Annotated in this window: 12 protein-coding genes; 9 read left to right on the forward strand and 3 right to left on the reverse strand. The window is 74.7% G+C overall.

Features of this window, described 5'->3' with window-relative positions:
• The first annotated feature begins 31 nt into the window (after positions 1-31).
• Both BKA00_RS33260 and BKA00_RS40145 read left to right on the forward strand, forming a co-directional pair.
• Positions 32-673 carry an HAD family hydrolase gene (locus BKA00_RS33260; protein WP_230299319.1) on the forward strand — a complete coding sequence of 214 codons (642 nt, stop codon included), beginning with the start codon at positions 32-34 and terminating at the stop codon, positions 671-673.
• A 177-nt stretch (positions 674-850) separates the two neighbouring features.
• The gene (locus BKA00_RS40145) at positions 851-1246 is read left to right on the forward strand and encodes a cold-shock protein (protein ID WP_185031786.1); all 396 of its coding nucleotides are present in this window, start codon (positions 851-853) and stop codon (positions 1244-1246) included.
• Between the two features lie 27 nt (positions 1247-1273).
• Here the strand turns inward: BKA00_RS40145 and BKA00_RS33270 are convergent, their stop codons facing one another.
• Entirely contained in the window at positions 1274-2668 is a 1395-nt protein-coding gene (locus BKA00_RS33270) for an MFS transporter (protein WP_185031788.1), read from the reverse strand.
• Between the two features lie 157 nt (positions 2669-2825).
• Here BKA00_RS33270 and BKA00_RS33275 point away from each other — a divergent pair, with 157 nt between their 5' ends.
• Positions 2826-3686, forward strand: coding sequence for a DUF3027 domain-containing protein (locus BKA00_RS33275; protein ID WP_185031790.1), 861 nt, complete (start codon positions 2826-2828; stop codon positions 3684-3686).
• 4 nt (positions 3687-3690) lie between these two features.
• Entirely contained in the window at positions 3691-6663 is a 2973-nt protein-coding gene (locus BKA00_RS33280) for a sacsin N-terminal ATP-binding-like domain-containing protein (RefSeq protein WP_185031792.1), read from the forward strand.
• Between the two features lie 15 nt (positions 6664-6678).
• On the opposite strand, the gene BKA00_RS33285 is transcribed toward BKA00_RS33280, so the two are convergent.
• Positions 6679-7596 (reverse strand): LysR family transcriptional regulator, encoded by a 918-nt coding sequence (locus BKA00_RS33285; protein WP_185031794.1) that lies wholly within the window; start codon positions 7594-7596, stop codon positions 6679-6681.
• 187 nt (positions 7597-7783) lie between these two features.
• Here BKA00_RS33285 and BKA00_RS33290 point away from each other — a divergent pair, with 187 nt between their 5' ends.
• From BKA00_RS33290 to BKA00_RS33310, 5 genes are all read left to right on the forward strand, one after another.
• Entirely contained in the window at positions 7784-8278 is a 495-nt protein-coding gene (locus BKA00_RS33290) for a nuclear transport factor 2 family protein (protein ID WP_221493408.1), read from the forward strand.
• Positions 8279-8357: 79 nt separating this feature from the next.
• On the forward strand, positions 8358-9245 hold the full coding sequence (locus BKA00_RS33295; RefSeq protein ID WP_185031797.1) for an alpha/beta hydrolase: 888 nt from the start codon (positions 8358-8360) through the stop codon (positions 9243-9245).
• Positions 9242-10060, forward strand: a complete 819-nt coding sequence (locus BKA00_RS33300; RefSeq protein ID WP_185031799.1) for an NAD(P)H-binding protein — start codon at positions 9242-9244, stop codon at positions 10058-10060. The genes BKA00_RS33295 and BKA00_RS33300 overlap by 4 nt, the downstream gene beginning before the upstream one ends.
• A 43-nt stretch (positions 10061-10103) precedes the next feature.
• Positions 10104-11426: an MBL fold metallo-hydrolase gene (locus tag BKA00_RS33305; protein WP_185031801.1), complete on the forward strand. Its 1323-nt coding sequence runs from the start codon at positions 10104-10106 to the stop codon at positions 11424-11426.
• Positions 11416-12996, forward strand: coding sequence for an MFS transporter (locus BKA00_RS33310; RefSeq protein ID WP_185031803.1), 1581 nt, complete (start codon positions 11416-11418; stop codon positions 12994-12996). The genes BKA00_RS33305 and BKA00_RS33310 overlap by 11 nt, the downstream gene beginning before the upstream one ends.
• 70 nt (positions 12997-13066) lie before the next feature.
• Here the strand turns inward: BKA00_RS33310 and BKA00_RS40720 are convergent, their stop codons facing one another.
• A complete protein-coding gene (locus tag BKA00_RS40720) occupies positions 13067-14269 on the reverse strand; it encodes a DUF418 domain-containing protein (RefSeq protein ID WP_185031806.1) in 1203 nt (400 codons plus the stop codon).
• Positions 14270-14346 lie beyond the last annotated feature (77 nt).

Below are 14346 nucleotides of genomic sequence, written 5' to 3' on the forward strand. Positions count from 1 at the left end.
TGCGTGTGTCCACCCCCCTTACCCTGTGAACGTGCTCGATCTCCCCTCCTCGGCGCCGTCCCGCGAAAGCCTCGCCATCGGTTTCGACCTCGATCTGACCCTCGCCGACACCCGCGCAGGGATCAGCGCGGTCTACGCGGCCCTGGCGGCGGAGACGGGCGTGCCGATCGACACCGCTCAGGTGGTGCGGCGCATCGGGCCCCCGCTGGAGGAGGAGCTGGCGTACTGGTTCCCGCCGGAGGAGGTCCCGGCGATGGCGGCGCGCTACCGGGCGATCTACGCGGACGTCGCGGTGCCGGCGACCGTCCTGATGCCGGGGGCGGCCGCGGCGCTGGAGGCGGTGCGGGCGCGCGGCGGGCGGGTGGTCGTCGTGTCGGGCAAGAACCAGGCCGACACCGAGCGGACCGTCCGGTTCCTCGGGGTCGCGGCGGACGCCGTGGTGGGCGGCCTGTTCGGCGCCGACAAGGGCGCCGCCCTGCGCGAGCACGGCGCCCGCGCCTACATCGGCGACCACACCGGCGACGTGGACGCCGCCCGGGCCGCCTCGGCGGTGGCGGTTGCCGTCGCGACCGGCGCGTACGACTCGGCGGCCCTCACCGCCTACGGCGCGGACGTCGTCCTGCCGGACCTGCTGGCGTTCCCCGGCTGGCTCGGCGGCTTCCGGGCGGGCTGACCCGCCGCCCCGGCGGGCTGAGCTGCGCGGCGATATTCGGATGCCGTCCCGGGGCGGCCGGGATAGCGTCGATCCCGTTGCCCCGTGGGCTTCGCGGTGGCCCCGGCATGTTCACCGGCCCGCGGCGAGGCACTAATCTTGGGGTCGATTCAGGACGATTACCGAACGAGGTCTCCGGTGCCGACTGGCAAGGTCAAGTGGTACGACTCCGACAAGGGGTTCGGCTTCCTCACCCGCGACGACGGCGGTGAGGTCTTCGTGCACTCGTCGGCGCTGCCGGCCGGGGTCACGACCCTCAAGCCGGGCCAGCGCATCGAGTTCGGCGTGGTCGAGGGGCGCCGCGGTCAGCAGGCCCTGCAGGTGCGGGTGCTGGAGACGCTGCCGTCGGTGGAGAAGACCATCGCCAAGCAGCGGCGCAAGAAGCCCGACGAGATGGTCGTCATCACCGAGGACCTGATCAAGCTGCTCGACGGGATCTCCAACACCTACCGGCGGGGCAAGCACCCGGCCCCCGCGGAGGCCAGGAAGATCGCCATAGTGCTGCGCGCGGTCGCCGACGACCTGGCGCCCTGACCGCGGCCGGCGCCCCGGCGCCGGCGGTCAGGCGCGCATCTCGTGGTGCGCGTCGTTGAGCGGGCCGGCGGGGTCGGGCCCCCCGGCCCGGCGCTGGACTCCGGCCTGCCGCATCACCAGCAGCCCGAACGCGAGGGCCAGCGCCGCCGCGACGACCGCGAGCGCGAGCCGCCCGTCCGCGACGATCGACATGCCGAGTCCGAGCAGTCCGCCGAGGACCCAGCTGAGCTGGTGCAGGGTCTCCGAGACCGCGAACGTGGACGAGCTCACCTCCTCGCCGATCTCGCGCTGCACGACCGCGTCCATGGACAGCTTGCCGAGCACCTGCCCGAGCCCGGCCGCGGTCGCCACGGCGAGGGCCGCCCACAGCCCGAAGAACGCGGCGCCCGCGGCGGTGACGCCGGTGACGCACGCCAGCGTCGCCGACACGATGAACCGCGGCGCCCGCGCCTTCATCCAGGCGCCGAGCCCGGTGCCGACCAGCCCGCCCGCGCCCGCGCACGCCGCCAGCAGGCCGAGGGCGACGTGGTGCGACACCGGGTCGAACCGCTCCTGGCGCAGCAGGAACGCCAGGTAGATGATCAGGAAGCCGGAGAACGCGCGCAGCACCGCGTTCGCCTGCATCGCCTCCGCGACGACGGGGCCGACGCGGGGCCACGCCCGCCACGCGCGGCGCGGGGAGGCGTTCTCCGCCGCCGGTTCGGCCTCGGGGACGTCCACGTGCCGGGGGAGCCGCATGGTGAACACGGCGCCCAGCAGGAACAGGACGGTGCCGATGCGCAGCACCCAGCCCGGCCCGACCAGCACGGCGAGGCCGGCCCCGGCGGGCGCGGTGATCGACGCGGCGATGAGCCCGGCGAACGAGCAGCGCGCGTTGGCCGTGACCAGCGGGATCTCCTCCGGTAGGACGCGCGGGGTGACCGCGGCGCGCAGCACCCCGAAGGCCTTGGACAGCACCAGGACGCCGAACGCGGCCGGCAGGAAGGTGACCTGGTCGCCGTGCGGGAGCGCGCTCGCCAGCGCCCAGCACAGCAGCGCCCGCATCACGAACGTGCTGGCGATCGCGTACCGGCGGACGTGCCGGGCCCGGTCCAGCGCGGGGCCGATCAGCGGCGCGACCAGCGCGAACGGCGCCATCGTGACGACGAGGTAGAGGGCGACCTGGCTGCGCGCCTGGTCGACGTCGAGGCCGAAGAACAGGGTTCCCGCGAGCGCGACCGTGACCAGCGCGTCCCCGGCGGAGTTGAACGCGCACGCCTCGATCAGGCTGCCGAGCCCGCTGCGGCCGGCGCCCTGCGCGTGGGTGGCGCGGCGGGTGAGCCGCCCCGTGCCGAGCGCCGCCGAGCGCGCTGCGCGGCACGCCCGCGCCGCACCCCCGGTGACGGCGCGCGCGGACCGACCCGCCCGTGTCCGGTCTGCCATCCGCCCTGATCTCTCCTCGCGGTCGTCCCGGCACGGGGCCGGGGGCGGCCATCGGAGTCCTCGACTGAGAGTACGTTCCCCGCTGGAATGCGGGATCACCTCGCGGACGACGCCCGCCTTGTGCGGGACACGTGCCCGCATGGGCGAGAATTGACATGTGAGCCCACAGCGCCAGTCCAGCCCCGCGCGATCCGCCGCCGCGCGCACCACTCCCGGGGCCGCCCGCCGGTCCCGCACACCCGCCGTCGACTCCGCCTGCGCCGAGGCGGTCGACCTCGCCCGCGAGGCCGCCGAGGACACCGCCGGCTCGGCCCAGGTCGGCGAGCACCTCGGCCTGCGCGCCGAGGGCGACAGGGTGGTCACGCACTACTTCGTGTGCCTCGACCCCGCGTACACGGGCTGGCGGTGGGCCGTGACGGTGACCCGCGCGTCGCGCGCCAAGAACGTCACGGTCAGCGAGTGCGTCCTGCTCCCCGGCGACGACGCGCTCCTCGCGCCGCCGTGGGTGCCGTGGCTGGAGCGGCTGCGCCCGGGCGACCTCGGCCCCGGCGACCTGCTGCCGACCGCGCCCGACGACGTGCGGCTCGCGCCCGGCTTCACGCAGGTGGACGAGTCGACCGACCGCGAGGCCCAGTGGGAGCTCGGCCTCGGCCGGGTCCGGGTGCTGTCACGGGAGGGCCGCGACGAGGCCGCCGCCCGCTGGTACGACGGCGTCGCCGGGCCCCGCGCCCCGATCGCCGCGTCCGCTCCCGCCCAGTGCTCCACCTGCGGCTTCTACGTGGCGCTGGCGGGCGGGCTGCGGCAGGTGTTCGGCGTCTGCGCCAACGAGTACGCGCCCGACGACGGCCGCGTCGTCTCCGCCGACCACGGCTGCGGCGCGCACTCCGAGGCCGTCTCCCTCCCGGCGGTGTCCGAGCACAACCCGCCGGTCATCGACGAGCTCGGCTACGAGGTCGTCCCCACGGGCGGCGACGAGGACGCCGCGTCCCTCGACGACGAGGCGCTCGGCCACAGCTGATCCCATGGAGGACGTGTTCGGCGCGCGGGCCCTGCGAGAGCGGGTCCTGCGCGCCTGGGCCGAGTCCCCGGCGCGCTTCCGCGAGGACGCCAACGCCGAGGAGGACCACGCGCTCGGCGGCTACCGCGACCGTGTGGTCATCGAGCTTGCGCAGAACGCCGCCGACGCGGCCCGGCGCGCCGCCGTGCCGGGCCGCCTCAGGCTCACGCTGCGCACCGGCGGGGAGCCGCTGCTGACCGCGGCGAACACCGGGGCGCCGCTGGACGCCGCCGGGGTGGAGGCTCTTTCGACGCTCCGCGCCTCGGCCAAGCGCGACGAGCCGGCCACCGCCGGCCGGTTCGGCGTGGGCTTCGCCGCCGTCGTCGCCGTGTCCGACACCCCGGCCATCGCGTCCGGGGCGGCGGGCGTCGAGTGGTCGCTGACACGAGCCCGGGAACTGGTCGAGGGGATCCCGGGGCTGGCCGAGGAGCTGGAGCGGCGCGGCGGCCACGTGCCGCTGCTGCGGCTGCCGTTCGCCCTGGAACGGGCCCCCGAGGTCCCGGCGGGCTTCGACAGCGTCGTGCGGCTGCCGCTGCGGGACGAGGCGGTCGAGCCGGTCCTGCGGCAGCTCCGGCAGGTGGGGGCGGCGCTCATGCTGGCGCTGCCCGCGCTGGAGCACGTCGAGATCGACGTCGACGGGGACGTCCGGACGCTGACCGCCGAACGGCGCGCCCCCGGCGAGGTGGTCATCGACGGCGGCCTGTGGCGGACGGCCGAGGGCCATGGGGAGATCCCCGCGGAGCTCCTGCGGGACCGTCCCGTGGAGGAGCGGGCCCGGCCGTTCTGGCAGGTGCGGTGGGCCCTGCCCGAGGGCGGGCTCCCCGAGGACACGCCCGGCGTCCTGCACGCGCCCACGCCCAGCGACGAGCGCCTCGACCTGCCCGCGCTGCTCATCGCGTCGTTCCCGCTCGCGCCCGACCGGCGGCACGTCGCGCCCGGCGCGCTGACGGACCTGCTCGTCGACCGGGCGGCCGAGGCGTACGTGCGGCTGCTCGGCGAGCTGCCCGTCTCCCCGAAGGTCCTGGAGCTCGTGCCGGGGCCGATCGCCGCCGGGGAGCTGGACGCGCGGATCCGGCGGGGGATCCGGGAGCGGCTTCCGGAGGCGCCCGTCCTGCCCCACCGGACCCGCGGGCGCGACGCGATCGCCGTGGACGCGCCCGCCGCGTTCGTCGAGGTGCTCGGCGGCCGCGGCGCCGAGGCGGAGCCCGACGCCGTCGTGGGCGGCCTGCTGCCGCCGGAGTGGCCCGCGCGGAGCCCGGCGCTGGCGGCGCTCGGGGTGCGGCGGGTGGAACTGGCCGATGTGATCGACGAGCTGGCCGCTGTGGACCGGGAACCGGCGTGGTGGCACCGGGTGTACGACGCGCTCGCCGGGGCCGCCACGGACGCTCTGGGGGCTCTGCCGGTGCCGCTGGCGGGGGAGGCGGGACGCGTGGTGCGGGGGCCGCGCGGCCTGCTGATCGCGGACGGCGTCGATCCCGCGGGCCTGGACGCGCTGGGGCTGCGCTTCGTCCACCCGGAGGCCGTGCACCCGCTCCTGGCGCGGCTCGGCGCGGTCGAGGCCGGGCCGCGGGCCGTCCTGGCCGACGCCGCCGTGCGGGCCGCCGTCGAGGAGTCCTTCGAGGCCGACGACCCCGACGCGGTCGCCGAGGCCGTGCTGGGCCTGGTCGCGGCCGCGCACGCCGATCCCGGCGACGAGCCGTGGCTGGCCGAGCTGGCGCTGCCCGGCGACGACGGAGAGCTCTACCCGGCGGGCGAGCTGCTGCTGCCGGAGAGCCCGCTGCGGGGGATCATGGCCGGCGACGCGCCGTTCGGCGTGGTGGACGGCGAGGTCCTGGAGCGGTGGGGCGCGGAGACGCTCGCTGCCGCCGGCGTCCTGGACGGGTTCGCGCTGGCCAGGGCCGAGGACGTCAACCTCGCGGGCCTCGCCGACGAGGCCGAGAGCCTCGAACTCGACGACGAGGACGTGTGGGCGGACGACGTGCTGCGCCGGATCGGCGAGCAGGACCTCCCACCGCTCGTCCCGGAGTTCGCGGCGGTCCGCGACCTCGAACTCGTCGACGACTGGGCGGCGGCGCTCAGGGTTCTCGCCGCGCCGCCGTGGCGGTCCGCGATCGTGGATCCCGCCCATGCGGCCCTGCACAACGGGCGGCGGGTCGTCGTCCCGTCGTACACGGCGTGGTGGCTGAGCCGTCACCCCGTTCTGGACGGCCGCAGGCCGGGCGAGTTCCGCCTGGGCGGCGACGAAGCGCTCGCAGGGCTCTACGACGTCGCGCCGGAGGGACTGGACGAGCACTTCCTGCTCGCCCTGGGCGTCCGCACGTCACTGGTGGAACTGCTCGATGAGCCCGGAGGCGCGCAGGAACTGCTCGATCGCCTGGGCGATGCCCGGCGGCGGGTGGGGCGGTCCCAGCTGGGCGGGCTCTGGACGGCGCTGGCCGACGCCCCGGACGCGGACGTCGAGCCGCCCGAGAGCGTGCGGGCGGTCGTCGACGGCGACGTCGAGGTGGTCGACGCGGCGGACGCCCTCGTCCTCGACGGCCCCGACGTGCTTCCCCTCCTCGAAGGGCAGCCCCTCGTCATCGCCGCGCAGGGCCGCGACGCGCGCCTGGCCGAACTCCTGGACCTGCCGCTCGCCGGGGAGGAGATCCCGGGGCTCGTGGAGTCGGACGGCGAGGGGCGCCCCGTCCCGGAGGCCGTCAGGGCGGTTCTGCCCGACGCCCCCGCCGGCTATCTCGCCCATGAGCGCCTCGTCGTGGACGGCCAGGACGTCCCGTGGTGGACGAGGGACGGCCGGGTCCACGCGAACGGCGTCGCCGGCCTGGCGCGGGCGCTCGCGTGGTCCACCGGGAACTGGGCCGACCGGCTCCTGGTGGAGGCCGTGCTGCGGGCCCCCGAGACCCTGCCCGTCCTGCTCGCCGAGGACGACCTGGAGGCCTAGCGGCCTGGCGCGACCTCAGGCGGCGTGCAGACCCTGGTTGTGTCCGGTGAGGGTGCGGACCTCGCTGATCAGGCGTGTGATCAGCGGCTGGGGCGCGCGGTCGGTCCACACCACGGCGAGGTCGAATGACTCGGCGCCGGTGACCGGGATCCAGCGCAGGTTGCCGGTGGGCGCCAGCACCTCCAACGGGCGCGGGGCGAGCCAGACGCCGCGGCGGCGGCCCACCTCCAGGAGGCAGTCCTCCACGCTGGGCACGAGCGGGCCGCGTGGCGCGGGGCCGCCTTCGGGCCTCGGGTCCACGATCCAGAACCGTTCGGCCTCCGGCGACGTGAGGACGTCGGGACGGACGACCGGCTCGCCGGCGAGGTCGGCCATGGTCACGGCCGAGCGGTCGGCGAGGGGATGGCGGGGCGACAGCACCACGGCCCGGGGATCCCTGCGGACGACGGCGTGGTGCAGCCCGACGTCCCCGACCGGCATCCACATGAAGGCCGCGTCCGCGCGGCCGTCGCTGAGAAGCTCGAGCTCGTGTCTGGGGTGCCGCGCGCCCTGCAACGTCACGCGCAGGCCGGGCACCATCCCCTCAAGGGCGTCGGCCACGTCGACGGCGAACAGGGAGGTGGAGGCAGGGCAGCAGGCCAGGCGAAGGGTGCCCGACTGAGCGTCGGCCACGGCACGGACCCGGTCGGCCAAGCGGTCGACGTCGTCGACGACGGTCGCGCCCCCCGCCGCGAGTTCCTCCCCGGCGGCGGTGAGCAGGACCCCGCGCGAGGTCCGGACCAGCAGGACCACGCCAAGGGAACGTTCCAGCTGCCGGATGTGCGTCGATACCGCCTGCTGCGTCAGGTGCAGCACCGCCCCCGCGCGGGTGATGGACCGCTCCCGCGCCACGGCCAGGAACGAGCGCAGGTGCCGGAGATCGAGGTCGCTCACAAAACTCAAGATAGCGGCCACAACGATCCGCTGTGCTCGCCCCAGCTCATCCTTGTTTCCTCTCGCGGCATCGCGGCGCCCAGAATCGATCGCGGCGGACGGAGGACGCGGTGCAGGCGTCTCGCGCCGCGACCCGGTCGCGGCAGCCGCCCGAACCGATTCGGAACGCGATGACAGGGGGTTTCCAGTGAGCACGACCGCCAGTCCCGGCCTCGAGGCGGAGATGCTTCGTCTCGTCGACCGCCAGGCCGTGGTCGAGGTGTGCACGCGCATGGCGTGGCACGCCGACCAACGTGAATGGGACGCGATGGAAAGCGTGTTCGCCGACGAGGTGCGTCTGGACTACACGAGCCTGAACGGCGGCGAGCCGGCCGTGCTGTCCCCGCGGCAGATCGCGGACGCCTGGTCCGGCGTGCTGGGCGGGTTCGACGCCACGCAGCACCTGGTCGGCAACCACCTGGTGACGATCGAGGGCGACACCGCGGTGTGCACGGCGTCGTTCCAGGCCACCCACCGGCTGGCGAACCCCTTCGGCTCGCCGCTCTGGACGCTCGGCGGCACCTACCGGTTCGACCTGGTCCGCGCCGGCGGCGGATGGAGGATCGGCGGTGTCGTGATGACGGCGACGTGGGCGGACGGCAACCGGGAGCTGATGGCGCCGGCCGCGGAGGCGGCCGGATGATCCCGCGGCACCGGGCCGCCCCGCCGGACCGTCCGGCCGATCTCCCCCCGAGCCGACGCCATACGAGAAAGGACCGTTCATGACGACTCAGCAGAAGGTCACCTTCAGCAGCGACGACGCCACGCTGACCGGCAACCTGTTCCTGCCCGGCACCGAGGCCCCGGCCCCCGGGGTCGTGGTGGCCGGGACCTGGACCAGCGTCAAGGAGCTGATGGCCGACCGGTACGCCGAACGGCTGGCCGACCGCGGCTACGCCGCGCTGTCGTTCGACTTCACCGGCTTCGGCGAGTCCGGAGGCGGGCCGCGCGACGTGGAGGACCCCGCGCGCAAGATCCGTGACATCCACCACGCGGTGACGTTCCTGGTGGGCCACCCGTCGATCGACCCGGGCAGGCTGGGCGCCCTCGGGATCTGCGCCGCCGGGATGTACATGGCCGGCAACGCCGCCGCCGACCCTCGCGTCGGCTCCCTCGCCCTGGTCGCGCCGTGGCTGCACGACGCCGCCGTCTGCGAGGCCGCCTACGGGGGCGCGGAGGCGGTCGCCCAGAAGATCAAGTCTGCCCGGGAGGCCCGCGCGCGATTCGAGAAGACCGGCGAGATCGACTACGTCCCGGTGGTCAGCACCACCGACGAGCGCGCGGCCATGCCCTACGACATCGACTTCTACCTCAACCCGGCCCGCGGCGGCATCCCCGCCTGGCCCAACCGCTTCGCCGTGATGGCCTGGGAGGGGTGGCTCACCTACGACTCCATCGCCATCGCGCCGCAGATCACCCAGCCCACCCTGCTCGTCCACAGCGAGGACGCCGCCATCCCCGACGGCGCCCGCCGCTTCCACGCCGGGCTCACCGGCCGGAAGGACATCCTCTGGACGGAGGGGACCCAGTTCGACTTCTACGACCAGGACCCCCAGGTCACGCTCGCGGCCGACACCGTGACCGCCCACTTCGGAAGGACCCTGCGATGATCCTTGTCACCGGAGCCACCGGGAACGTCGGCGGTGAGGTCGTGCGGGCGCTCGTCGGAGCCGGCCGGCCGGTCCGGGCGCTGGTGCGCGAACCCGCCGGCCTGCCGGTCGAGGAGGCCGTCGGCGACCTGAACGAGCCGGACTCGCTCGCCGGCGCCCTCAACGGCGTCCGGGGGGTGTTCCTGCTGCCCGGCTACCGCGACATGCCGGGCCTGCTGGCCTCGATGAGGCGGGCGGGGGTGGAGCGGGCGGTGCTGCTGTCGAGCCCGGCCGCCGTCTCCGCCGACACCCGCAACGCCATCTCCGAGTTCATGATCCGATCGGAGACGGCGGTCCGCGAGTCCGGACTGGCCTGGACCTTCCTGCGGCCCAACGCCTTCATGTCCAACGCCCTGCGCTGGCTGCCGCAGCTGCGCGAGGGCGACGTCGTCAAGGACGCCTTCGGCGACGTGCCCATCGCCTCCGTCGACCCGTACGACATCGCCGCCGTCGCGGTTCGGGCCCTGCTCGACTCCGGGCACGAGGAGCGCGTGTACGAGCTGAGCGGCCCGGAACGGCTCCTGCCCGCCGAGCGCCTGGCCGTCCTGGCCGAGGTCCTCGGCCGCGACCTGCGCTTCCGGGCCCTCACGGATGAGGAGGCCCGGGCCGACATGACCGGGCGTGTGCCAGAGGAGTACATCCACGCGTTCTTCAGTTTCTACGCCGACGGGACCCTCGACGAGTCGAAGATCTACCCCACCGTGGAGAAGCTGACCGGACGCCCGCCCCGCAGCTTCAGGCAGTGGGCGCTAGCCCACGCGGACGACTTCCGCTAGCCCCGCGGCCACCACACCTCACCCACTTTCACCAAGGCTTCAGATGAACCAGAGATTGCGGCGCCTTCTCGCCGCAGGCTCCGCCGCCGCATGCGCGATCGCGCCGGTGGCGGGCTGTTCGGACGACGGACCTGACGGCGGCGACGCGAAGACGGCGCGGCCGGGGCGCTTCGCCTCGTCCCATCCGGGCTCGGTCAACACCTACTGGATCGAGGCTCCGCGGGGACTGGTCGTCATCGACACCCTGCGCACCCCGGCCGACGCGCAGAAGGCGATCACGGAGATCAGGAAGGCCGGCAGGCCCGTCGCCGCCATTCTGCTCACCCACTCCCATCCCGACCATGTGGGCGGCGCGCGCGCCCTGCACGAGGCGTTCCCCGAAGCCCCCGTCCACGCCTCGAAGGCGACCGACAAGACGATGCGGGAGGACAGGCGCGGCTTCTACCCCCTGGCCCGATCGGCGAACAAGAACTTCCCCGCCGAGGTCACCTACGCCGACCGGACCTTTGAGGACGGCACACCGCTGCGGGTCGGCGGACTCCGCTTCGAGACCGCCGGATTCGGCGCCGGCGAGTCTGACAACGCGACCGTCTACTTCCGTCCCGACACCGGCGACCTCTTCTCCGGCGACCTGGCCGGCGGCAAGGTCACGCCCGCGCTGATCGAGGGGAACAGCTGCGGCTGGCTCCAGATCCTCGACCGGCTGGGACGGCGGTTCCCCCGAGCCGGGACGATCTACCCGGGGCACGGCGCGCCGGGCCCGGCACGCGCGCTGATCGACGAGCAGCGCCGCTACCTCCAGCGGTTCCGCGCCCTCGTCCGCCCGGCCGTCGCGGCGGACTCGCCCGGCGGGCGGACGGTCGACGCGGGCGAGCAGAAGTCGATCACCGTCGAGATGGACCGCGCCTACCCGGGCCACCCGCCGGTCGCGGACCTTCCGACGATCGTGCAGGAGAACATCAAGGCCGTCGGGCGTGAACTGTCCGCCGAGGACCCCGCGAAGGCTCCCGCCGCCTGCTCCGCCACGGCGCCGGGAAGCGTGCACGGCCTGCTGGCGCCGGTGGAGGCCTACGTTGGCGCCGTCAACGGCGGGAACCTTGACGCACTGGCGGGGGCGTTCGCCGAGGACGCCGAGGTCGTCGACGTCGGGCGCCGGATCCAGGGCCGTGCCGCCATCCGCGACTGGGCCGCCAAGGAGGTCGTCGGCGGCAGGCTGACGGTGCTCGGGGTCGCCGAGAACCGTCCCGGCCACCAGCGCCTCCTGGTCCGCTTCGCGCCGGGCGGCACGGGAGGATTCGAGGCAAACTATGCCTTCAGTGTGGAGGGCTCGGCCATCACCAGGGCCGAACTGACCTATGCCGGCTGAGGCCGCGGCGGCGGCGGGGCCTCGCGACCTCGCCCCGAAGCGCACCGCCCTCATGGCCTGCATCCTGTCGTCCTCTCTGGTGGGGATGGACGGCATGATGACGCCGGTTGCCCTGCCCGACCTCGCCGACGACCTGAACGCCGGGCTCGCGGTACAGCAGTGGGTGGTCGCCGCCTTCCTCCTCGCCCTCGGCAGCCTGCTCCTGGTCGGCGGCGCGCTCGGCGACGTCGTCGACCGGTGGCGGATCTTCGCCGCGGGCGCCGCGGGCTTCGGCGCGTCCGCCCTGGTGGTAGCGGTGGCCCCGACCGCTTCGCTGCTGGTCGCCGGGCGGCTCGCGCAGGGCGCCACCGCCGCCCTGCTGGTCCCCGGCGCGCTGGCGGTGATCACCACGACCTTCGAGGGGGACGAGCGGTCCCGGGCGATCGGCTCCTGGACCGCGTGGAGCGGCCTCTCGGTGATCGGGGGCCCGCTCGCCGGAGGGGTGCTCGTGGATGTGGTGTCGTGGCGGGCCGTCTACGGGGTGCTGGTGCCCATGGCCGCCCTCACCCTGTTCTTCATCCTCCGCGCGACACCGCGCGGAGCCCGGGAGGCCCAGGCGGGAAGCGTCGACTGGGGAGGCGCCCTCCTCACCGTCCCGGCGGTGGGCGGCCCGGTGTTCGCCCTGATCGAGGGACCCGGGAGCGGGTGGGGCTCCAGGCTGGTCGTCGGCGCACTGGTGGCCGGCGCCGCGGCGATCGCCGGTCTCGCGTGGTGGGAACCGCGGGCGTGCGACCCCCTGCTGCCCGTGCGCCTGCTGCAGGTCCCGGCGTTCATGACCCTCAACGCCGTCACGCTGGTCCTCTACGGCGCCCTGATCTCCTCCGGGTTCTACACCGTGCTGTTCCTCCAGCAGACGGCCGGCTATCCGCCGGCGGCCGCGGGGCTGGCGGCGGCCGTTCCGGTGGTGGTCCTGCTCGTGCTCTCCCGCCGCTTCGGCGCCTTGGCGGACCGCCACGGGCCCCGGCGGTTCATCGTCGGGGGCGCGCTCGTCGTCGCCGCCGGGATCCTGCTGATGCTGCGGACGGACGCCCACGCCGACTTCCTCTCCGTCGTCCTCCCGTCGGTCCTGGTCCACGGCGTGGGACTGGCGATGCTGGTCGCGCCGCTGACCTCGACCGTCCTCAGCGCCGCGCCGGACGGACTCACGGGCGCCGCCTCGGGGATGAACAACGCCGTGGCGAGGATCGGGAGCCTCCTCGGTACGGTCGCCGTGGGGCTCGTGGTCTCCGCGACCTTCCCGGCGGCGCTGGACGACCACGGCCTGCCGCCCGCCGTCGTCCGGCAGGCCGAGGACCGGCCCCTGGCCAGCACTCCTTCCGCGGACGTCCCCGTCTCGGAGCGAGCCCGCGTACGGGAGGTGCTCTCGGCGGCCTCCGTGGACGCCTTCCACGTCGCGGTCGGCGCCATGGGGGGACTGGCTCTCCTCGCCGCCATGATCGGCGCGGTCGGCGCGCGGCGGCCGCGGGGCCGGTTCGCGGCCGCCAGGGTCCCGGGCGGAGCGCTCCACGGCGCCCACCACGACCTGGACTGACGTTCCGCCCGGGAACCCGCCGCACTGGCGGCGCGGCAGGTTCCCGGGCCGGGTGCGCCGTGCGTGACGGCTACCTGGTGCGAGGGCCGTAGGTGAGGCGGCGCAGGACGCGCTCGGCGGGGCCAGGCTGGTCGCTCCCGTCGAGCAGACGGGCGAGCAGGACACTGCCGAACCAGACCACGACCGAGATGACCAGGCCCACCGCCGTGGGGCTGCCGGAACGGTGGGCGAGGTCCAGGGTGTAGGGCGCCAGCAGGACGATCCAGGCCACCGACTGGAAGAGGTATCCGGACAGGGACCGCCGTCCCAGCGCGGAGAGGGCTCCGACGACCGCGCCTGGACGGGTGACCCGCATCGCGACGAGCCCGAGGACGGCCACGTAACCGGGACCGGCGAACATGCCGCTGCCGCCGTGCAGCAGCAGCGCCGTGCCGGCCGTCGACTCGTTCACGCTCAGCCATCCGGCGCTGATCAGGGCGGCCGGGAGTCCTCCGGCGGCGGCGACGCCGAGCCCGGCGACGGCGGTCCGGACGAGGAGGACCCGGTGGCGGGCGGGCTCCTCGAGGATGCGGCGGCGGGCCGCCCACATGCCCAGCCAGGCGATGATGACGAGAGGGAGCGTGGTCAGCGTGTGCGCGGGCCATTCGCGCACGCGGTCCAGCGCCGAGTCGAGGTAGCCGGAGGCCGCGAGCGAGTCGACGTGGCCCACCGGAAGCGGGACTGGACCGCCCGGACCGGACACGATCCCGTTCACCACGATCGCCCCGACGACCAGGAGTTCGACCGCGGACAGCGCCCAGATCACCAGCACGATCCGATGGAACCGGTCGCCACGGCGCAGCAGCACCAGGGTCATCACGACGCCGACGATCCCGTAGGCGCCCAGGAAGTCGCCGTAGTACAGCAGGGCGGCGTGCGCGGCGCCGAAGACCACGAGCCAGAGGTTGCGGCGCATCAGCACCGAGCGGACCTGCCGCGGTGTGGCGCCCGAGGCGTCCTGGCGGCGGGCGAGCTGGACGATGCCGTAGCCGAACATCAGGGCGAACACCGGATACCCGCGCGCGTGGGCGAGATCGAAGAGCAGGAAGTTGAGGCCCCGGTCGGCGCCTTCGGGCGCGGTGTCGAGGCCGGGTTCGCCGGCGAAGACGACTCCGGCGGCGTTGGCCACGGCGATGATCAGCAGCATCGCTCCCCGGGCCAGGTCCGGTGCGAGGGCGCGCTCGGCGCGCCGGACCGGCCCTCCCGTCGACCGCGGTGCGGTGTCAATGCTCACGTTTGTGCCCCTTCACGCTCCGTATTAGTTTCAGTGACAAAGTATCAGAGATAAACTAAATGCGCCCTGGCATGATG

Origin of the sequence: Actinomadura coerulea, from assembly GCF_014208105.1 — a bacterium.
GTDB lineage: Bacteria > Actinomycetota > Actinomycetes > Streptosporangiales > Streptosporangiaceae > Spirillospora > Spirillospora coerulea.